Here is an 18,461-nt window from a genome sequence, read left to right on the forward strand (position 1 = left end):
AAATTCTCACGCAATGGACTTTAATTTTTAACAGTTTAGGTAATTTGAATGAATCAAACAGTGGAACAAACAATGAAAAAAGTAGGATTAGTCGGTTGGCGGGGCATGGTTGGCTCTGTGTTATTAGAACGTATGCAGCAAGAAAATGATTTTTCTAATATCGACACGACTTTTTTCACCACCTCACAAACCGGTCAATTAGGTCCTGATCTTGCGGGTCCTGCTAAACCGCTTTTAGATGCCAATGATATCGCTGAGCTTGCGAAGATGGATATTGTTGTTACTTGCCAAGGCGGTGACTATACCAAAGCCGTTTACCCGCAATTACGTGAATCAGGTTGGCAAGGTTACTGGATTGATGCGGCATCGGCACTGCGTATGAGTGACGACAGTATTATTGTGCTAGATCCGGTAAATAAAGACGTTATCAGTGCGGGTTTAGAGCAAGGTGTTAAAACCTATGTGGGCGGTAACTGTACCGTATCACTGATGCTATTAGCACTAGGCGGTTTATTTGAGCAAGACTTGATTGAATGGGTAAGCCCAATGACATATCAAGCGGCGTCTGGTGCAGGCGCTCGCAACATGAAAGAGTTAATTGCGCAAATGGGTGCAATTCACGAAACTGTTGCTGACAAACTTGCAGATCCAAATGCTGCGATTCTTGAGATTGATAAGTTAGTCACCGAAAAAATTGCCTCAAGCGATTTACCACAAGACCAGTTTGGTGTGCCTCTAGCAGGTAGCCTTATTCCTTGGATTGATGTACCAATGCCAAGCGGTCAAAGTAAAGAAGAGTGGAAAGCGCAAGTTGAAGCGAACAAAATTTTAGGTAGTAGCGAACAACCTGTCCCTGTTGATGGCTTATGTGTTCGCATTGGCGCAATGCGTTGTCACTCACAAGCAATGACAATTAAGCTGCGCAAAGACATTAGCGTTGAGAAAATTGAAGAAATTCTTGCTTCTCACAATGAGTGGGTAAAAGTGATCCCGAATGATCGTGACATTACCGCTACAGACTTAACACCTGTAAAAGTAACTGGTACGCTGTCTATTCCGGTAGGTCGTATTCGTAAATTAGCGATGGGTCCAGAGTACATCAGTGCATTTACAGTGGGTGACCAACTGTTATGGGGTGCAGCTGAGCCACTTCGTCGTATGTTACGCATTATTGTTGATGGCCAACATTAATCACACATCTCAATACTAAGGCTAGCAGTTTGCTGGCCTTTTTTAGCACTAAAGGAAAGTAATGCACACCCCTAATAAATGGAAAATGACACCAGAGCGAGTATCGCAGTTCATTAAAACCTACAGTTTTGCTCTGATGGTTGATAGTGAGTTTGAGGCAACTCATTTACCTTTAGTTTATAAACCCGATGAGGGCGAGCTTGGTACTTTATATGGTCATGTGTCACGGGCAAATCGTCATGGAAAAAGCTTGCAAGATACCCGTGTATTAGTGGTTTTTAATGGTCCACATAGTTATATTTCACCGACTTGGTATAGTGAGAAGCCAGCTGTATCGACATGGAACTACGCTGCGGTGCATGCCAAGGGCACAGTAGAATACCTCGATGATGACCACACCTTAGCTTGCTTAGATGAGCTGATTAGCCAATACGAGCCGAGTATTTTAAACGACACCAGTTTATTGCCAGCTGATTATCAAGCCAAGTTACTCCGTGGCATTGTTGGTATTAAAATCGAACTTGATTCAATTCAGGCAAAAGAAAAGTTAGGCCAGCATAAATCGGCTGCGGATCAACAAGGTGTTGTAACAGGGTTAAAATCAGATAAACACCCAGATGCCCAAGTCTTACTTAGCTATATGCTTAAACATAAAGTAGGAATAGGCAGCTAATTTGCATCCCGCAAATGCTGCCAATTGGTTGGAAAGTATCTAGCATGGCTTTGTTAAAAGCATGTTAATTACTAATGTTAAAGTTAGTACATTCCATGTGTCTGTCAACTAAATGTCATATTTTGAGAAAGTAAGATTCGAGTTAAAGCAATCTTAGAAGATATGTAAAACTCATTGATTTTATTTAGTCTAATCTACTTTGCTCCGAAAAAATAAACACTTAATTATTTGCCGAACTTCCAAGGCCTCACTATATTTTCTTAAGTGCTTAGTTGGAAGTTGGCTATGAACATTTCAAAAAAATTAAAACTCGCCTTTGCGTCAGCCATTGCGCTGCCACTCATTATCATTGCTGTGCTTGTAATTACACAAACAAGACAGCAAGCCCTCGATAGTTTTGCCGAGCTTAGTCAAAGAGAAGCAAGACAAGTCGATAATGGTATCAGTATGTTTTTTGCCGAAATCGAAAAAAACGTCGATTACCTTGCATCCCATGCCGCTATCTTAGACGCCAAGCAAGGCGTTAAAACCCATATGCAGTCACCTAGTGCAGAAAAGCTTGATCATTTAAGTGGCAGTAGCACCGAACAAAACGCCTTTAGTTTGTTTGATCACTTTGGCGCCACCCACCCGGGGCTTGCTTATATTTATATGGGTAATGAGCAAGGCGGTTATATTCAATGGCCAGAGGGTGAAGTTACAGCGAATTATGATCCAAGAGTAAGGCCTTGGTACGAAACAGGCAAAGCAGCAGATGGTAAAACGGTAAGAACCAATGCCTATTATTGGGCAGCCGATGACATGGTCATTGTTTCTACTGTTAAAGCGATTAAACAAGCAGGAGAGTTTATTGGTGTGCAGGGCATGGATGTATCCTTGCAGGGCCTTACCGATATTATTGCGAACATTAAACTTGGTGAAACTGGCTATTTAATGTTGATTGAAGATAGTGGCAATGTACTCGTTGACGTTAAAAATGCTGATTACAGGTTTAAGCAGCTAGCACAAGTCAATAACGGAAAATACAAACAGCTCGCTGATAATAATCAGGGGCAATTTGAAATTGACATTAATGGCAAAGATTACTTAGCGAATATTTACACCTCGCAAAAACTAGGCTGGAAATTTATAGGTTTAGTTGAAAAATCTGAAGTGATGAGTGCTGCAAACGCAATGACGATTACTATTTTAGTCATCAGTGCAATCTTGATTGCTGTGTTTATTTTAGTTGCTAGCTATATTTCTAAATTAATTTCTGCACCTATTGTTGAAGTAAGTGATGGTCTTACCGAGATATCGCAAGGTGGTGGTGATTTAACTAAACGTTTAGTGATTAAAACACGCGATGAAACGGCCAAACTGGCTAACAGCTTTAACTTATTTTTGAATTTAATATCGGACTTAGTCACGCAAATTAATGATTGTGCGCAAAATGTTAGTGATACCTCAGCGCAAACATCATCACAGGCGGCACAGTTATCTGGCTCAACATCACAGCAACAACAAGCCCTTGAAATGGCGGCCACAGCAATTAATGAAATGGCAGCCACTGCTAATGAAGTATCTGCTAGTTGTGCCAATGCAGCCGAACTTGCATCGCAAACACAGCAGGCCTCTGAGCTTGGGCAAAGTGTTATATCTGAAACGGTTGATAGTGTTGTGTCTTTGTCTGAGGTGATCACCAAAGCAACCCAAGATATAAACCAACTCGACGCTGAAAGCGAAAATATCATGTCGATATTAAGCGTGATAAGAGGCATTGCAGAGCAAACCAATTTGTTAGCCTTAAATGCAGCAATTGAAGCGGCGAGGGCAGGCGATCATGGTCGAGGGTTTGCGGTTGTTGCAGATGAGGTGCGTGCGTTATCACAAAGGACCTCAGAATCGACAGAAGAAATAGCAAGTCAGTTAGATACGTTACGCAAGATGTCTGATCAAGTGTCAAAAGAGATGACAACCAGCTTAAACCGCACAAACAAAACAGTTGATTTAGCTCATTCAGCACAGCAACAATTTAGCGAAATAACCGCGTCTATCGTCAATATTAGCGATTTAAATACACAAATTGCCACTGCAGCCGAAGAGCAACAGCATGTAGCCGAAGACATTAATCGCAATGTTGTTGAAATAAAAAATGCGGCTGATGATGTAAGCGAAATTGCCGATAGTGCAAGAGGCAATGGAGAGAAACTAAACCTGTTATCGAACACACTGACAGATTTAGTGGGTAAGTTTAAGGTGTAATAATACTCTTTGTTTCAAAGACTTTCACATGCTTTAATGGAGTAAATAACTAAAACGAGTAACGAATCCTTCTGTTATTTGATTATAAGCACATAACGCAGGATAACTCCTATAAAATGGCAAATAATGAAAATACATTTTGTGAGCGCTGAAGATTATCCAGAGCTACTTGCTGTATGGGAAAACTCAGTTCGAGCAACCCATGATTTTATAACTGAAGACGACATAGCCTTTTTTAAGCCAATCATCATTGAGCAGGCGTTTCCTAATGTGACTTTAAAGTGCATTAAGGATGAAAATAAAACAATTTTAGGATTCGTTGGCGTACATGAGTGCAAAATAGAAATGTTGTTTATTTTAAATTCCGCAAGAGGTAAGGGTATAGGTAAAGCCCTACTTAACTTTGCGGTTGAGCAATTAGCCGCCAACAAAGTGGATGTTAATGAGCAAAACCCACTTGCAGTTGGGTTTTATCAGCACATGGGGTTTAAAGTTACCTCACGCTCGCCATTAGATGATATGGGCAAGCCATTTCCAATATTGCACATGGATCTCGTGTAGGAACGGCTTTAGCTGTGAACCATTAATATTCGGCGTTGAAACGCCTCCTACAAACTTTCCCCTTGTAGCTCGTATCTCGCTAACTTCTCTTTTACGCGCTAAAGCACGGCCTACAAACGCGCGAAACAAGTTTCACGCCTACGAAAGAAAACATTAGGCTTTAGGGTTTAGGCTGCTCTAGGATGCGTTGTAAAATCGCTGCTACTTGTTCGGCTTTGAAACGTCTCCTAGAAACTTTACTCTTGTAACTTGTAACTTGTAACTTGTAACTTGTAACTTGTAACTTGTAACTTTCCCCTCAATCTCGCTAAAGCACGACCTACAAACGCGCGAAACAAGTTTCACGCTTACGAAAGAAAACATTAGGCGCTAGGATTCAGGCTATGGGACGCGATGTAAAATCGCTGCTACTTGTTCGGCTTTGAAACGTCTCCTAGAAACTTTACTCTCGCAACTCGCTAACTCATAACATATCTTTTGCTTAATTAGCTGTACGCGATATGCTGATGTAACGAATAACGCATTACATTGGAGTGACTAATGAATCTCAATCAGGTGACGTTGCCTGTAAAGGATATGAATGAAGCGGTAGCTTTTTACTTAACACTAGGAATGATTCAGATAGTAGATACACCGCATTACGCACGCTTTCAATGCCCAGATGGTGATGCTACATTTTCGCTGTCATTAGAAACTGAAGAGTTTAGTAATAGTGCGGTCATTTATTTTGAACATCAGCAGCTCGATGAGCTCTATGCAAGCCTTGTTAAAAAAGGTATTAGCTTTGAACAGCCGCCAACAGCCCAGCGTTATTTATGGACAGAAGCAATTCTAAAAGACCCATCAGGGAATAAAATTAAATTATATTGGGCCGGAGAAAACCGCTTAAACCCACCATGGAAGGTAGAAAAGCGAGGATAAAAAAGGCGCTAGGGTCTAGGTCCTAGCGCCTAATAGCTAAAAACTATTATCTAAAAAGCTTAGCTCCAAAAACGTCACTGCTTTTCTTTCAGTAGTTGTTTGAGTTCAGCCATTTCAGCTTGTAGCTGAGCAATTTGCCCTTTGGTTGCAGGCATGTCGGCATCAGATGTTTGCTCTTCACGGGCGTTACGATGCTCTTCAGACATAACTTCTAAAATCGCACCAACCATCATGTTTAAAAATACAAAGGCTGTTAAAAAGATGAAGGTTAGATAAAAAATCCAGCTGAGCTCATACACAGCCATCGTTTCATACATAACATCGGTCCAATCCTCGAACGTGGCAATCCTAAATAATGTGAGCATAGAAATAGACACATCACCCCACAGCACTGGGTTTATATCTGCAAACAGCATGCTACCCATGGCGGCATAAATATAGAAGATCACAAACATGAGTAGGGCGATATAGCCCATTTGTGGAATGGCTTTTAAAAGCGAGTTAACCAGCAGTCTAAGCTCTGGGATCATAGATACAAGTCGTAATACGCGGAAAATACGCAGTAATCGAGCGATAAAAATTGTAGAGCCAGCTGCAGGGTAAAGGCTTCCCACCACGATTATAAAGTCGAAAATATTCCAACCTTTGGTGAAAAAGTCTTTAAAACCACGGCTTGCTATAAAGCGGATCACCAGTTCAACTAAAAAGAATACCGTGATACCTAAGTCCATCCAATGTAAGGCAAGCTCAGCAGTTGGATGTAAAGAGTAGGTGTGTGCACCCACTGTTAGCGCTGAAATAACAATGACAGCAATAACAAATGATTGAAAAATTTTACTTTTATCGATACGCTGAAACAGCTGTTGTAACTGCGACAACATCATATAGAACCCTTTGGTAATAATATTTTAACCCACGCAATATACAGGAAAACGCAGCACCAATGTATAACTACATAAAGGAAATTTAATGTTTTTAAATGCCTTAAAATTGGCCGTGATTGCGACCCTTGCAATACTTTTATCAGCTTGTAGCTCAGATGCCCGTTATCATGAAATTCAATCGGCGCGTTTAAGTGAATGCAATCATATGGCAGATAAAGAGTACCATGAGTGCGTAAAGCGCCAGCAAGACAGCTACGAAGAATTTAAAAAACAACAAGCAGAACATGACTAAAACTGAAAAACGTCTAGATAAGGCTATTCGAGTTGCTTTAACGCAAGCGTGCGAACAAGCAAAAGAGCACGTACACGAATTTTCATGGTTAACGCATACTGCTGACCTAAAAAAGCTACCGCAATCACTAAAAGTAAGTTGTTATTGTAAAGAGCTGCCGATAGCCGCTGAGCAAACCCAGTTAATTACCAGTTTAATTATCAAAGAATTGAGCGCTATAGATTTAGCTATCAATGCAAAAGCAATTGCGTTTTTAAAGGAATAATAATGTACGTAAATTTAACCCCTAAACAGATGGTTAGGTTAAATCTAGCCCTTGCTATGTTATTTATTTGTATAGGTGTGTACAGCTTGCAATCAGACTCATTACCTATTTCAAGTTTTACCGGTTTTATATTTGCTATCGGTTTTATGGTACAGGCCTACCGCTCAACAGAAAAGTTTGCTGCCAAATCAGCGCTTAGTAAAACACTCACGGCAACAGACACAAGCTTAACGGTTAAGCAGGTTTATTATGGCGATAAAGAAGAGACTCTTGAATTAAGCCGTATTACGCAACTGAAAGTTGCTGATAACTATTTAGCCGTAATTTTAGATGGCAACGGCCAAGGTTATGACTTTCAAATAAAAGGCAAAGCTGAAGCAATCACTAAACGTTTAAATGAGATATTGCCAAAGGCGCTGCTTAAAAACAGCCCAATCAAACAGGTTTAATTTGGTAAGCCAGCCGCAAATGGCTATAATCGGCAAAAATTATTGAAAGAGATTTAGCAATGGCAGTGCCTACGCGTTCACAAATTTCAATTGGCTGCGAAGTCAACATTGTTTTAAAACAAGATCAACGAACAGGTCAGTTAACTCAAGGTGTGGTGTCACGTATATTAACTAAATCACCAAACCACCCGCATGGTATTAAAGTTCAACTTGATGATGGTCAAGTTGGGCGAGTGAAAGAGATTTTATCATGAGTGTTTTAAGCGAAAGTGAATTTTGGCAACTTGTGACCGCCGAAGATAAAACTGCTGAGCCTGAGTCTGTTTGTAACGCATTAAAAGCAAAGCTGACTGATTTATCTGACGAACAGCTGATGGAATTTGATAAGCAGTTTAACCTACGTATGCGTAAAGCCTATACCTGGGACTTATTTGGTGCCGCTTATGTAATGGCCGGTTGTAACGATGATTATGGTTTTTCTGAGTTTTTATGTTGGCTTATTTCACGAGGAGAACAGGCTTTTTTAAAGGCGCTTGAAAACCCGGACTCAATTGCCGAGTGTACGCCAGTTTATCATTTAAACGAACAGCCTTACCCGTATTTAGATGAGTACGATTTAATTGCTGGTATGCTTTACGAAGAACGTAATGATGATGAATTACCCTTTGTGCCATCAGGCCTTGAGCAACCAAAAGGTAAACGCTTTAAAGATAAAGCTAAGTTTTTAAAACAAACCTATCCAAATTTATACGCCAAATATTGGCAACAACCGAGTTAATTAAAAGCACCTAAGGGTGCTTTTTTTTGTCTTTAGGTTACTTGCTTTTACCATGACAACTCAGTAAGTTATTAAATAATATTAATAAAGTGAATGCTAACATGCGTCAGGAGCTTTTTGAGTTAAAGCAGTATTTAATAAATAAAGGCATCAAAAGAGAAGCCTATGAGATTGATACTTTGCCAATAATTGAAGGGCATTGTATTTACGACGCAAAGAGTCATATTGAGGTCTTTTACTTCGAACGAGGGGTTAAGTTTCAGCAAAAAAAATTCTCTGATGTTGAAGATGCGATAAGTTATTTCAAAGCTGAGTTGCTTTCAGACCCATTTTCTAAATTATAACGTTCATAGGCATAAAGTTTACCAGCAATTTCTTAGTACCCAAATTCAATCATTTTGTGTTATCTTATTCATGCTTAATTCAGCACTATTAACAACATAAATCAGCAGACTAGATTAAAACTGTTTGCTACAACACATATCAAAGGAAATGACAGTGTCAGAAAACGTATATCAAGCCCCAGAATCAAACCTTGCTACAGCATCAACAGAAACAACCACTTTAAGCATGAAAGAAATTTTGTTTTCTTTTAAAGGTCGTATTCCTCGTAAGACCTATTGGTATTCTTTCTTAGGTATTATTGTAGCTTCATTTGTTTTTATGTTCGTAGTTGCATTATTAACAGGTGGTAATGAAACAGCAATCTCTGTGATCACACTGATCTTTTATATCCCACTTATGTGGGTTTCGCTTGCGGTTCAAGTAAAGCGCTGGCATGACCGTAATAAATCAGGTTGGTGGGTACTGATTGGCTTAGTTCCAGTAATTGGTGGTATCTGGGCGTTAATCGAAAATGGCTTTTTAGCAGGTGATGAAGCTGAGAACCGTTTCGGTCAACCTACTAGCTTATAAGCTATACTGTGTGCTCAGAATATCAGAGCACACAAAGTAAATTTACCCGATGAAGCATTTCACTACAATTCAAATAGCTCGATTTATTATTAGCTTTAGTTGGCTTTATCATGGGCTGATGCCAAAACTTATTCACATCGCCCCCCTTGAACTAAAAATGACGGCCAGTTTTGGTTTTAATGCTGAAATTTCAACGCTCATTACCCGAGCAGCTGGCATAGGTGAAATTATATTTGCCGTGCTGTTTTTTATTTTCTATCGTTCAATGTTAATCAATATTCTCAACATAGCTGCTTTAGTAGGGCTAATGCTGTTTGTTGCTGTTTTACAACCAGCACTGTTAGTCGAAGCGTTTAATCCTGTGACTACAAACCTTGCTTTGATCGCCTTTAGCCTCGTATTAATTAAAGAACTCAAAGAACCACAGCTCAATGCTTAATACGCCGCACCAGTCACCAATAACTCAATTCACAAAAAAAGAAGAAAAAAAATTTTTATCTTCTTATTTATTTTTTATAGGGTTAGTACAGATTATTGCCGCGTTCTATTTTTTGGATTTGCCTATAAAAGAGCAACTAATAGATGAGCAGGGCGTAGTACAACGCTTTTATGATTCACATAGAAATTGTGGCAAATTTAAATGTAAACTCATGACAGTTGTTGGTACTGAGAAGACGACTACATTCCTTAGACCAACTAACTTACCAATTAGCTTAAATGATAACGTTCATATTTTGGCTTCGTATGATAAAAGTGCCGAAGCGTATAAAGTCCATCAATTAAAACTTAATGGTAAAATGATTCAAAGTTATGAACAGGCGCTATTTAAAAGCAACATAGCTCGTATATTGCTTGGTATTTTTGGTCTGATTTTGATTGCTTTTAGTTTAATAAAAAAGTTTAAAGCTAAACCGAATAACAACGCTTAATTTCATCAATCATGGCATTTGCTAAAGGCGAGCTGGCGTTTGTTTTTGAGGTGATCAATACCACTGGAATATCGTAGTGATATTTTTTTGGCTGGATAGCTTTGAAAATGCCTTTATCAACCCAAAACTGTGCGTAGTGATCGGGTAAATAACCAATAAACTCACCCGATAAAATTAAATGTGCAATACCTTCATCGTGATAAGCAACAGCACTGTTTTGATAGTTTAATCCGTCGTTTCGGCTTTCTTTATCGCGCATGTAGTTACTAGTAATGACTTCGGCTTCTTTAATGAGCTCATCTATTTGTTTGTCTTCACACTCAAATAATGGATGACCGACTGCGCAATACAAAAAGTTAGTTTCGTTATGTAGGGCGGTGTAATTTAATCCGCGAATATGATGGCGGCTAACACCAATTCCCACCAACGAGCGGCCATTGGCTACTGCGGTTTCTACCTCTCGTGCCTCGCACACATTAATATCAAACTGAATGTTTTTACCTTTGCCTTTTAATCTTGCTATCGCGCGGGGAATGGCACAGCGTGGGTCGCTGACCATGGTATCTATCATGGCAATACTTAAACGTCCCGATAACTCGTTTTTAGAGCTGGCTACGGTATTAGCAAAGGCTTCGCATTGCTGAAGCAATTCTATCGATGCCTGATAAGTGATGGCGCCAGCGTCTGTAATTTCAAAACCACTGCGGCCACGTTTACATAATTTAATACCAAGCCTTACCTCTAAATCTGATAAATGCGCACTGATGGTGGAGCGGCCAATATTCAAACGTGACTCTGCGGCTGAAAGCCCGCCACACTCAACAATTGCTACAAAAACGCGCAATAAGCGCAGGTCTACGTCATGAACTTGCATAGCTCTTCTTTTAGTTCGATAAATCTGGAATGAATAACGATAATTATGCATTTGTAAAACAACTAGAGCAAGCTAGACTCCATCTAAATAAAACTTAATCCTGTTCTTTAGGAGTTATAAATGACATTTAAGTATGGTGTTGACCAATTAACGTTAGACAGCGTTAATGCTATTGCAGCCGGTACGTTACAGGCAGAGCTTTGCCAAGAAGCAATTGATAAAATTAATAAAAGCCGCCAAAACGTAGACAAAATGGCTGCCTCAGATAAAGCCATTTATGGTATCAATACGGGCTTTGGTCCATTGTGTGATACACAAATTTCTCCAGAAGAAACTAACCTATTACAAAAGAACTTATTGATCACACACGCTGTTGGTGTGGGTGAGCCAATCGCTAAACCTATTTCAAAGCTGATGCTAATCACCAAAGTACATGCATTAAGCCAAGGTTTTTCAGGTATTCGTTTAACCGTTGTTGAGCGTATGCTTAAGTTTATTGAACTTGATATTATCCCTGTTGTACCGGAGCAAGGCTCAGTTGGCGCATCGGGTGACTTAGCACCATTATCGCACTTATTCTTACCTCTTTTAGGTGAAGGTGAATTTTGGGTAAACGACACAATCAAGCCAGCAGCAGACGTATTAAAAGAGCACGGTTTAGCGCCTTTAGATTTACACGCTAAAGAAGGCCTAGCATTAATTAACGGTACTCAGTTTATTTTATCGCATGCCATTACTGCGCTTACTAAAATGCGTTACTTATTAGACCTTGCTGATGTAGCAGGTGCTATGAGTATTGAAGGTATGCAAGGTAGCGAATCGCCGTTCCGTGAAGAGTTACACGCAATTCGTGCTTTTAAAGGTAACGTTGAAGTTGCAGCGCGCATGCGTAGCTTTTTTGCAGGCTCTGAAAACATGGCTTCACACACTGATTGTGACCGTGTTCAAGACCCTTACTCATTACGTTGTATTCCACAAGTCCATGGTGCATCACGTAACGCGTATTACCACTTAAAAGAGCTTGCTGAAACAGAAATGAACTCTGTTACAGATAACCCAATTGTGATTAGCGAAGAAGAAGCTATTTCGGGTGGTGGTTTCCACGGCCAACCACTTGCTATGGTTTTAGATTACGCATCAATCGCAGCGGCAGAGCTTGGTAACATTGCTGATCGTCGTTGTTACTTATTGCTTGAGGGCTTACACGGCTTACCTCGCTTGTTAACGACATCGGGTGGCTTAAACTCAGGCATGATGATCCCGCAATATGTGACTGCGGCACTGGTAACAGAAAATAAATCATTGTGTTTCCCGCCATCAGCAGACAGCGTACCAACATCAATGGGTCAAGAAGATCACGTATCTATGGGTAGTATCTCTGGTCGTAAGTTAAACCAGGTTTTAGGTAACCTTGATAAAATCTTTGCTATTGAGCTGATGTATGCAGCACAAGCAATCGAATTTAGACGTCCTAACAAGTGTTCAGACATCATTGAAGAAAACTTTGCGCTAATTCGCAGCAAAGTTGCCAAGCTAGAAGAAGACCGCTTACTTAAGCCAGATATTGATGCCATGGTAGAACTTGTTAAATCGCAAGCGTTTAAAGTTAACTAAGGGAGCAAATAATGACTTTTCAAGAACAAATTAAGCAAGGTATCCCAAGCGTATTGCCAGAGCCAAAACCGTATCCAAGTGATGCAAACCGAGCTCCAAAACGTAAAGACATTTTATCGGCTGACGAAAAGCAATTAGCTATTCGTAACGCATTGCGTTATTTCCCTAAAGAATGGCACAAAGAATTAGCCGCTGAATTTGCCGCTGAGCTTAAGCAATTTGGCCGTATTTACATGTATCGCTTTAAGCCTAACTATGAGCTTAAAGCGCGCTCAATCAGCGATTACCCGGCTAAATGCGAACAAGCTGCCGCTATCATGTTAATGATCGACAATAACCTTGACCCTGCCGTAGCACAGCATCCTGAAGAGCTAATCACTTACGGTGGTAACGGTGCGGTATTCCAAAACTGGGCGCAGTACTTATTAACTATGAAGTACTTAAGCGAAATGGAAGAAGATCAAACGCTTCATATGTATTCTGGTCACCCTATGGGGTTATTCCCATCATCAGTAGAAGCACCGCGCGTGGTTGTGACTAACGGTATGATGATCCCGAACTATTCAAAGCCGGATGACTGGGAAAAATTCAATGCACTAGGTGTAACTCAATACGGTCAAATGACTGCGGGTTCATTTATGTACATTGGCCCACAAGGTATTGTTCACGGTACAACTATTACGGTAATGAATGCATTCCGTAAAGTGCTCGAAAAAGGCGAATCACCAAAAGGTAAGATTTTCTTAACTGCTGGTTTAGGCGGTATGAGTGGTGCGCAGCCTAAAGCGGGTAACATTGCTAACTGTATTACCGTATGTGCCGAGGTTAACCCTAAGGCGGCTATTAAGCGTCATCAACAAGGTTGGGTTGATGAACTGATCGATAACATGCCAGAGCTTGTTGAGCGTGTACGTACGGCTCAGCAAAATGAAGAAGTGGTTTCAATAGCCTTTATCGGTAACGTGGTTGATGTATGGGAAAGCTTCTTAGCTGAAGATATTTTCATTCACTTAGGTTCAGACCAAACTTCACTTCATAACCCATGGTCAGGCGGTTACTACCCGGTTGATATCAGCTATGAAGAGTCAAATCGTTTAATTCGTGAAGAGCCAGAAGTATTTAAAGAAAAAGTACAAGCGACGCTTAAGCGCCACGCCGATGCTGTTAACAAGCACACGGCAAAAGGAACTTACTTCTTTGATTACGGTAATGCGTTCTTGCTAGAAGCATCACGTGCTGGTGGCGATGTAATGGCTGAAAATGGTATTGATTTTAAATACCCATCGTACGTACAAGATATTCTTGGCCCAATGTGTTTTGACTACGGCTTTGGCCCGTTCCGCTGGGTATGTACGTCAGGTAAACCAGAAGATCTTGATAAAACAGATGCGATTGCTGCAGACGTTTTAAATAAAATCATGGCGGACTCACCTGAAGAGATCCAACAGCAAATGCAAGACAACATCACGTGGATCAAAGATGCGAAGCAGAACAAACTGGTTGTTGGTTCGCAGGCTCGTATTCTTTATGCAGACGCACAAGGCCGCGCTGAAATTGCTAAAGCCTTTAATGATGCCATTAATCGTGGTGAAATTGGTCCGGTTGTACTTGGGCGTGACCACCATGATGTGAGTGGTACGGATTCACCTTTCCGTGAAACATCAAACATCTATGATGGTAGCCGCTTCACAGCAGACATGGCGATTCACAATGTAATTGGTGATGGTTTCCGTGGTGCTACTTGGGTATCTATCCACAACGGTGGCGGTGTTGGCTGGGGCGAAGTGATCAACGGTGGTTTTGGTATGCTACTAGACGGTAGTGAAGCTGCCGAGCGTCGTTTGAAATCTATGCTATTATTTGATGTAAACAACGGTATTGCTCGTCGTAGTTGGGCGCGTAACGAAGAAGCTAATTTTGCGATTAAACGTGAAATGGCTCGTACCCCTAAACTTAAAGTAACCTTGTCTAATAACGTTGATGATGAAGTTTTATCAAACTTAGATTTCTAAGTTGTGTCAATGCAAAAAGGCCATGTTGTAAGTGCAACATGGCCTTTTTTATTGCCAAAAATTATTAAATAGCGCATCGTTTAGGGAATAAATTTTTAGCTTAGCGAATAAGGAGATAGATATGACTAAAACACTTACTGGTGGATGCTGCTGCGGCGAAGTGAGTTATAAAGTCGCTGATAACTTTAGGCGTTTTTTCTTCTGTCATTGCGAACAATGCCGCAAACTAACCGGCACTGCCCATGCTGCAAACTTGTTTACTTCACCTGATGCTATCGAATGGGTTAAAGGCCAACATCACATCACGCGGTTTAATTACCCTGGTCGTGCATTATCTAGGGCGTTTTGTAATACCTGTGGCTCAGCGCTGCCATTTGAATCACAAGACAGTAAATACCTACTTGTGCCTGCAGGCAGTTTAAATGAAGAGCCAAGTAAAGAATTAGACGCGCAAATTTTCTGCGAAGAGCAAACTGAATGGCATAAAAAAGGTTTAAATGGCAAAAAGTTGATTGGTTTTGGTCGCGATTAAGTCTGATTAAAGGGGAAAGTTAGCGAGGTACGAGAGTAAAGTTAGCGAGATACGAGAGTAAAGTTAGCGAGGTACGAGAGTAAAGTTAGTGAGGTACGAGAGTAAAGTTAGCGAGTTACAAGTTTGTAGGAGGCGTTTTAACGCCGAACAAGTAGCAGCGATTTTACATCGCGTCCCATAGCCTGAATCCTAGCGCCTAATGTTTTCTTTCGTAGGCGTGAAACTTGTTTCGCGCGATATTATGTAGGTCGTGCTTTAGCGCGTTAAAAGAGAGTTTAGCGAGATAAGAGAGTATAGTTTGCGAGTTACGAGAGTAAAGTTTCTAGGAGGCGTTTCAACGCCGAACAAGTAGCAGCGGTTTTACATCGCGTCCCAGAGCCTGAACCCTAGCACATAATGTTTTCAATCGTGGGCGTGAAACTTGTTTCGCGCGTTTTCATGTAGATCGTGCTTTAGCGCGTTAAAAGAGAATTTAGCGAGATACTAGAGTAAAGTTTGACCAGTTGGTCGAGTTTGATTAATCTGTAAAACACATTTTAAAAGGAGGTTTAATATGTTTAAAGTTTTAACCTTAGCTACTTTAGTCTCGTTAGCTGTACCTACAAACGCAAATGAAATTACAGCTGAGTTTCTTAAAAAAGAGCTTGAACTTGCTCATTCTCAGTACATCAAGGGTTCGAGCGATAGTGCGCTTTATGCGTTAAATGCACTTGCAAGAATTCTTGAGCTTGATAGCGCTAAAACGCTGCAAACAGAGTTAGGCCCTAATAATCTTGCTTTTACTTATCTTCGCATTGGACTCATTTATGAGCATGCAGGTGATCAGCAGCAAGCCAACAGCTATTTTGCTAAAGCGATGAATGCTCAACAAGGCGAAAAACTTCAGCTTGCAGAGCTCAAAGCGTATATAACTAAATTAGATAAATCAGCTGCTCACTTAATTTAAATATAACTGGAAATACAAGGAAGACGATGATCAAATGGCACGAACTAAATAAATATCAAAAAGCTGCATTTTGGTGTTTGATAGCTATTGTTGGTTGGTTCTCACCTGAGATTGCACTGTTATTTCATTTTGGTGGAATAGAAGTTGTATTTGCGTTTTTAGCAATGTACAGCTTGCCTATCATCAGAGTCGTGCGTTCTTACCTTCAAAAAATTAGAGAAAATCTGTTACTTGCCTATGTGTCATTTCAAAAAAGTGCCTCTGGTAAACCCAACATCTTTTTAATGCAAACGGCATTTTGCTGTCTTGCAATTTCACTCACCGGATCATTCTCTTTTGCAATGGTATTTTTAATGCCAGGAATGATGTTAAACAATATGCTTGTTTGATTGGGTTAAAGTTAGCGAGATACGAGAGTAAAGTTAGCGACATACAAGGGTAGAGTTTGCGAGTTACAAGTTGGTCGGAGGCGTTTCAACGCCGAATAACTAAAATTCACGGATGATGCCGTTCCGCTCAGAGCAATAAAAACACTGTAAATTATGAATGAATTGATAGAGATAGGTTTAAGCACTGCAAAGCAGCATCAGTCTTTACCTTTTTCGATTTACTGCGCTAATGATGAACAACATATTGTTAATGTGCCTATCGCAAACCCATTACTTGTCGTTGTGTTATCTGGGAGCAAAACGCTAATAGATACAGAAGAAGTTAACTGCAATGCAGGTGATTTTGTCTTTATGGCAAATACACCACAGGTTGCAATGCGCAATATTCCACAAAACTTTGGCTATATTGCGTTATTGATTGAATTTGATTACACCGACTTTGAGTGCTTGAAATATCAAGCCGGCGCAAAGAAAAAGTTTATTACTGGGCAAGTCGATTCACTGTTTAAAATGACCTTAAAACAATTCATTGAATGGGCTGCAGTAACACCACCACAATTATGGCCAATAAGAAGACAAGAGCTGCTGCAAGTGCTATTTTCACAGGGCTTCAAAGACTTAGGTTCAATTATTGAGCCACCAACACTGACTCATAAAGTACATACTATCATCGCTGGTGATTTAACGCGTGATTGGGATGCAAGCAGTATTGCAACGACGTTAGCGATGAGCGAATCGACACTCAGAAGAAAGCTAACCGCAGAAGACATTAGTTTTCAGTTAATTAAAGATAACGCGCGTTTAAGCCATGGACTACACTTAATTCAAAGTAGCTCACAATCTATTGGCACTATTGCCCAGCAATGTGGTTTTTCGTCGCAATCTAGATTCACCGATAAGTTTAAACTTTTGTTTAATACGACTCCAACAGCCCTTCGTAAAACAATAATGAGCGAAGCAGGCTAATAATTGACAGTTTTGGTACTAATTTGATCTGTCTTTGCTAGGTATTATGATTATTCTTATTAATCGGAGAATATTATGAAATCATCAACATTGAAAATTGCTACACCGTTATTTTTGCTATGTTTATCTGGCACCACATTCGCTGAGACATTTACGCTAACAAGCAAAGACATTGCCCATGGTGACTTTATGGGGAGTGCGCAAGAGTTTAAAGGGTTTGGTTGTAATGGCGATAACCTTTCTCCACAACTTACTTGGCAAAATGCACCTAAAGGAACTGAAGCATTCGCATTGACCGTTTATGATCCAGATGCGCCTACAGGGAGTGGCTGGTGGCATTGGCAAGTTGTGAACATCCCTAAGTCGGTATCAAGTTTAGCAAGCGGTGCAGGCAGTACAAAGAAGAATGCAATGCCAAAAGGCAGTGTGCAGATCACAAATGATTATGGTTTCAAAGGCTTTGGCGGCGCTTGCCCCCCAGAAGGACATGGCGCTCACAGATATCAATTTACACTACATGCATTATCACAAAAACTTGAATTACCAGAAAACGCATCAGGTGCGTTAGCAGGCTATATGATTAATGCCTATTCACTTGATTCAGCAACAATTGAAGCGCTTTATAAGCGTTAAGTATAGCAAGTTGCTAGGGTAAAGTTAGCGAGGTACGAGAGTAAAGTTTGCGAGGTACGAGAGTAAAGTTTGCGAGATACAAGGGTAAAGTTTGCGAGATACAAGGGTAAAGCTAGCGAGTTACAAGTTTGTAGGAGCGTTTTAACACCGAACAAGTAGCAGCGATTTTACATCGAGTCCTTGAGCCTAAATCCTAGTGCCTAATGTTTTCTAAAGTAGGCGTAAAACGTGTTTCTCTAGTTTGTTTTTAAATAGTCGTGGCGGAAAGACGCCGCTGCTTGTGAAACTATATAGGCTCTAACATCCTGACTCGCAACTCGCAACTCGCAACTCGCAACTCGCAACTCGCAACTCGCAACTCGCAACTCGCAACTCGCAACTCGCATCTTGCAT

The 18,461-nt window shown here is 40.5% G+C and carries 23 protein-coding genes; 21 read left to right on the forward strand and 2 right to left on the reverse strand.

Annotated elements, in window-relative coordinates:
• Positions 1 to 48 precede the first annotated feature (48 nt).
• The 5 genes from asd (at position 49) to J8Z28_RS21335 (ending at position 5,590) form a co-directional block, all read left to right on the forward strand.
• Positions 49 to 1,191, forward strand: a complete 1,143-nt coding sequence (asd, locus tag J8Z28_RS21315) for an aspartate-semialdehyde dehydrogenase (protein WP_063529240.1) — start codon at positions 49 to 51, stop codon at positions 1,189 to 1,191.
• Positions 1,192 to 1,252: 61 nt separating this feature from the next.
• Positions 1,253 to 1,864, forward strand: coding sequence for an FMN-binding negative transcriptional regulator (locus tag J8Z28_RS21320; protein WP_250660594.1), 612 nt, complete (start codon positions 1,253 to 1,255; stop codon positions 1,862 to 1,864).
• Between the two features lie 285 nt (positions 1,865 to 2,149).
• Positions 2,150 to 4,108: a methyl-accepting chemotaxis protein gene (locus tag J8Z28_RS21325; protein WP_063529242.1), complete on the forward strand. Its 1,959-nt coding sequence runs from the start codon at positions 2,150 to 2,152 to the stop codon at positions 4,106 to 4,108.
• Positions 4,109 to 4,234: 126 nt separating this feature from the next.
• Complete coding sequence (locus J8Z28_RS21330) at positions 4,235 to 4,669, forward strand: GNAT family N-acetyltransferase (protein ID WP_250660595.1); 435 nt, start codon at positions 4,235 to 4,237, stop codon at positions 4,667 to 4,669.
• Between the two features lie 540 nt (positions 4,670 to 5,209).
• The gene (locus tag J8Z28_RS21335; protein ID WP_250660596.1) at positions 5,210 to 5,590 is read left to right on the forward strand and encodes a VOC family protein; all 381 of its coding nucleotides are present in this window, start codon (positions 5,210 to 5,212) and stop codon (positions 5,588 to 5,590) included.
• 74 nt (positions 5,591 to 5,664) lie between these two features.
• On the opposite strand, the gene J8Z28_RS21340 is transcribed toward J8Z28_RS21335, so the two are convergent.
• A complete protein-coding gene (locus J8Z28_RS21340; RefSeq protein ID WP_171037160.1) occupies positions 5,665 to 6,471 on the reverse strand; it encodes an ion transporter in 807 nt (268 codons plus the stop codon).
• A gap of 88 nt (positions 6,472 to 6,559) precedes the next feature.
• Here J8Z28_RS21340 and J8Z28_RS21345 point away from each other — a divergent pair, with 88 nt between their 5' ends.
• From J8Z28_RS21345 to J8Z28_RS21385, 9 genes are all read left to right on the forward strand, one after another.
• A complete protein-coding gene (locus tag J8Z28_RS21345; RefSeq protein WP_054563817.1) occupies positions 6,560 to 6,766 on the forward strand; it encodes a hypothetical protein in 207 nt (68 codons plus the stop codon).
• A complete protein-coding gene (locus tag J8Z28_RS21350; RefSeq protein WP_063529245.1) occupies positions 6,759 to 7,031 on the forward strand; it encodes a hypothetical protein in 273 nt (90 codons plus the stop codon). The genes J8Z28_RS21345 and J8Z28_RS21350 overlap by 8 nt, the downstream gene beginning before the upstream one ends.
• A 2-nt stretch (positions 7,032 to 7,033) precedes the next feature.
• Positions 7,034 to 7,480: a hypothetical protein gene (locus J8Z28_RS21355; protein ID WP_063529246.1), complete on the forward strand. Its 447-nt coding sequence runs from the start codon at positions 7,034 to 7,036 to the stop codon at positions 7,478 to 7,480.
• Between the two features lie 59 nt (positions 7,481 to 7,539).
• Positions 7,540 to 7,734, forward strand: a complete 195-nt coding sequence (locus J8Z28_RS21360) for a YwbE family protein (protein WP_036971837.1) — start codon at positions 7,540 to 7,542, stop codon at positions 7,732 to 7,734.
• On the forward strand, positions 7,731 to 8,258 hold the full coding sequence (locus J8Z28_RS21365) for a DUF4240 domain-containing protein (RefSeq protein ID WP_054563820.1): 528 nt from the start codon (positions 7,731 to 7,733) through the stop codon (positions 8,256 to 8,258). The genes J8Z28_RS21360 and J8Z28_RS21365 overlap by 4 nt, the downstream gene beginning before the upstream one ends.
• A gap of 101 nt (positions 8,259 to 8,359) precedes the next feature.
• Entirely contained in the window at positions 8,360 to 8,602 is a 243-nt protein-coding gene (locus J8Z28_RS21370) for a hypothetical protein (RefSeq protein ID WP_250660597.1), read from the forward strand.
• Between the two features lie 154 nt (positions 8,603 to 8,756).
• Positions 8,757 to 9,173 carry a DUF805 domain-containing protein gene (locus J8Z28_RS21375; RefSeq protein WP_082665559.1) on the forward strand — a complete coding sequence of 139 codons (417 nt, stop codon included), beginning with the start codon at positions 8,757 to 8,759 and terminating at the stop codon, positions 9,171 to 9,173.
• Positions 9,174 to 9,222: 49 nt separating this feature from the next.
• Positions 9,223 to 9,612, forward strand: coding sequence for a DoxX-like family protein (locus J8Z28_RS21380; protein ID WP_063529570.1), 390 nt, complete (start codon positions 9,223 to 9,225; stop codon positions 9,610 to 9,612).
• Positions 9,605 to 10,102 (forward strand): hypothetical protein, encoded by a 498-nt coding sequence (locus J8Z28_RS21385; RefSeq protein WP_062565588.1) that lies wholly within the window; start codon positions 9,605 to 9,607, stop codon positions 10,100 to 10,102. Before J8Z28_RS21380 ends, J8Z28_RS21385 begins: the two co-directional genes overlap by 8 nt.
• Here J8Z28_RS21385 and J8Z28_RS21390 read toward each other — a convergent pair.
• A complete protein-coding gene (locus J8Z28_RS21390) occupies positions 10,080 to 10,976 on the reverse strand; it encodes a LysR family transcriptional regulator (RefSeq protein ID WP_063529569.1) in 897 nt (298 codons plus the stop codon). The two genes, J8Z28_RS21385 and J8Z28_RS21390, sit on opposite strands and share 23 nt — an antisense overlap.
• Before the next feature lie 120 nt (positions 10,977 to 11,096).
• On the opposite strand from J8Z28_RS21390, the gene hutH reads away from it, so the two are divergent.
• From hutH to J8Z28_RS21425, 7 genes are all read left to right on the forward strand, one after another.
• On the forward strand, positions 11,097 to 12,590 hold the full coding sequence (hutH, locus tag J8Z28_RS21395) for a histidine ammonia-lyase (protein ID WP_250660598.1): 1,494 nt from the start codon (positions 11,097 to 11,099) through the stop codon (positions 12,588 to 12,590).
• An 11-nt stretch (positions 12,591 to 12,601) separates the two neighbouring features.
• Positions 12,602 to 14,602: a urocanate hydratase gene (gene hutU / locus J8Z28_RS21400; protein ID WP_054563828.1), complete on the forward strand. Its 2,001-nt coding sequence runs from the start codon at positions 12,602 to 12,604 to the stop codon at positions 14,600 to 14,602.
• 121 nt (positions 14,603 to 14,723) lie between these two features.
• Positions 14,724 to 15,134 carry a GFA family protein gene (locus tag J8Z28_RS21405; protein WP_250660599.1) on the forward strand — a complete coding sequence of 137 codons (411 nt, stop codon included), beginning with the start codon at positions 14,724 to 14,726 and terminating at the stop codon, positions 15,132 to 15,134.
• A 553-nt stretch (positions 15,135 to 15,687) separates the two neighbouring features.
• Positions 15,688 to 16,080, forward strand: coding sequence for a hypothetical protein (locus tag J8Z28_RS21410; protein ID WP_250660600.1), 393 nt, complete (start codon positions 15,688 to 15,690; stop codon positions 16,078 to 16,080).
• A 26-nt stretch (positions 16,081 to 16,106) separates the two neighbouring features.
• Complete coding sequence (locus J8Z28_RS21415) at positions 16,107 to 16,469, forward strand: hypothetical protein (protein ID WP_250660601.1); 363 nt, start codon at positions 16,107 to 16,109, stop codon at positions 16,467 to 16,469.
• A 153-nt stretch (positions 16,470 to 16,622) separates the two neighbouring features.
• A complete protein-coding gene (locus tag J8Z28_RS21420; RefSeq protein WP_250660602.1) occupies positions 16,623 to 17,435 on the forward strand; it encodes a helix-turn-helix transcriptional regulator in 813 nt (270 codons plus the stop codon).
• Between the two features lie 75 nt (positions 17,436 to 17,510).
• Positions 17,511 to 18,068 (forward strand): YbhB/YbcL family Raf kinase inhibitor-like protein, encoded by a 558-nt coding sequence (locus J8Z28_RS21425; protein WP_250660603.1) that lies wholly within the window; start codon positions 17,511 to 17,513, stop codon positions 18,066 to 18,068.
• Positions 18,069 to 18,461 lie beyond the last annotated feature (393 nt).

It is taken from the genome of Pseudoalteromonas sp. SCSIO 43088, from assembly GCF_023650795.1.
Taxonomy (GTDB): Bacteria; Pseudomonadota; Gammaproteobacteria; order Enterobacterales; family Alteromonadaceae; genus Pseudoalteromonas; species Pseudoalteromonas shioyasakiensis.

Excerpts from the sequence above, each read along its gene's own strand:
- asd (WP_063529240.1), top strand. The coding sequence starts at position 49 with ATGAATCAAACAGTGGAACAAACAATGAAAAAAGTAGGATTAGTCGGT.
- J8Z28_RS21320 (WP_250660594.1), top strand. The coding sequence starts at position 1,253 with ATGCACACCCCTAATAAATGGAAAATGACACCAGAGCGAGTATCGCAG.
- J8Z28_RS21325 (WP_063529242.1), top strand. The coding sequence starts at position 2,150 with ATGAACATTTCAAAAAAATTAAAACTCGCCTTTGCGTCAGCCATTGCG.
- J8Z28_RS21330 (WP_250660595.1), top strand. The coding sequence starts at position 4,235 with ATGAAAATACATTTTGTGAGCGCTGAAGATTATCCAGAGCTACTTGCT.
- J8Z28_RS21335 (WP_250660596.1), top strand. The coding sequence starts at position 5,210 with ATGAATCTCAATCAGGTGACGTTGCCTGTAAAGGATATGAATGAAGCG.
- J8Z28_RS21340 (WP_171037160.1), bottom strand. The coding sequence starts at position 6,471 with ATGTTGTCGCAGTTACAACAGCTGTTTCAGCGTATCGATAAAAGTAAA.
- J8Z28_RS21345 (WP_054563817.1), top strand. The coding sequence starts at position 6,560 with ATGTTTTTAAATGCCTTAAAATTGGCCGTGATTGCGACCCTTGCAATA.
- J8Z28_RS21350 (WP_063529245.1), top strand. The coding sequence starts at position 6,759 with ATGACTAAAACTGAAAAACGTCTAGATAAGGCTATTCGAGTTGCTTTA.
- J8Z28_RS21355 (WP_063529246.1), top strand. The coding sequence starts at position 7,034 with ATGTACGTAAATTTAACCCCTAAACAGATGGTTAGGTTAAATCTAGCC.
- J8Z28_RS21360 (WP_036971837.1), top strand. The coding sequence starts at position 7,540 with ATGGCAGTGCCTACGCGTTCACAAATTTCAATTGGCTGCGAAGTCAAC.
- J8Z28_RS21365 (WP_054563820.1), top strand. The coding sequence starts at position 7,731 with ATGAGTGTTTTAAGCGAAAGTGAATTTTGGCAACTTGTGACCGCCGAA.
- J8Z28_RS21370 (WP_250660597.1), top strand. The coding sequence starts at position 8,360 with ATGCGTCAGGAGCTTTTTGAGTTAAAGCAGTATTTAATAAATAAAGGC.
- J8Z28_RS21380 (WP_063529570.1), top strand. The coding sequence starts at position 9,223 with ATGAAGCATTTCACTACAATTCAAATAGCTCGATTTATTATTAGCTTT.
- J8Z28_RS21385 (WP_062565588.1), top strand. The coding sequence starts at position 9,605 with ATGCTTAATACGCCGCACCAGTCACCAATAACTCAATTCACAAAAAAA.
- J8Z28_RS21390 (WP_063529569.1), bottom strand. The coding sequence starts at position 10,976 with ATGCAAGTTCATGACGTAGACCTGCGCTTATTGCGCGTTTTTGTAGCA.
- hutH (WP_250660598.1), top strand. The coding sequence starts at position 11,097 with ATGACATTTAAGTATGGTGTTGACCAATTAACGTTAGACAGCGTTAAT.
- hutU (WP_054563828.1), top strand. The coding sequence starts at position 12,602 with ATGACTTTTCAAGAACAAATTAAGCAAGGTATCCCAAGCGTATTGCCA.
- J8Z28_RS21405 (WP_250660599.1), top strand. The coding sequence starts at position 14,724 with ATGACTAAAACACTTACTGGTGGATGCTGCTGCGGCGAAGTGAGTTAT.
- J8Z28_RS21410 (WP_250660600.1), top strand. The coding sequence starts at position 15,688 with ATGTTTAAAGTTTTAACCTTAGCTACTTTAGTCTCGTTAGCTGTACCT.
- J8Z28_RS21415 (WP_250660601.1), top strand. The coding sequence starts at position 16,107 with ATGATCAAATGGCACGAACTAAATAAATATCAAAAAGCTGCATTTTGG.
- J8Z28_RS21420 (WP_250660602.1), top strand. The coding sequence starts at position 16,623 with ATGAATGAATTGATAGAGATAGGTTTAAGCACTGCAAAGCAGCATCAG.
- J8Z28_RS21425 (WP_250660603.1), top strand. The coding sequence starts at position 17,511 with ATGAAATCATCAACATTGAAAATTGCTACACCGTTATTTTTGCTATGT.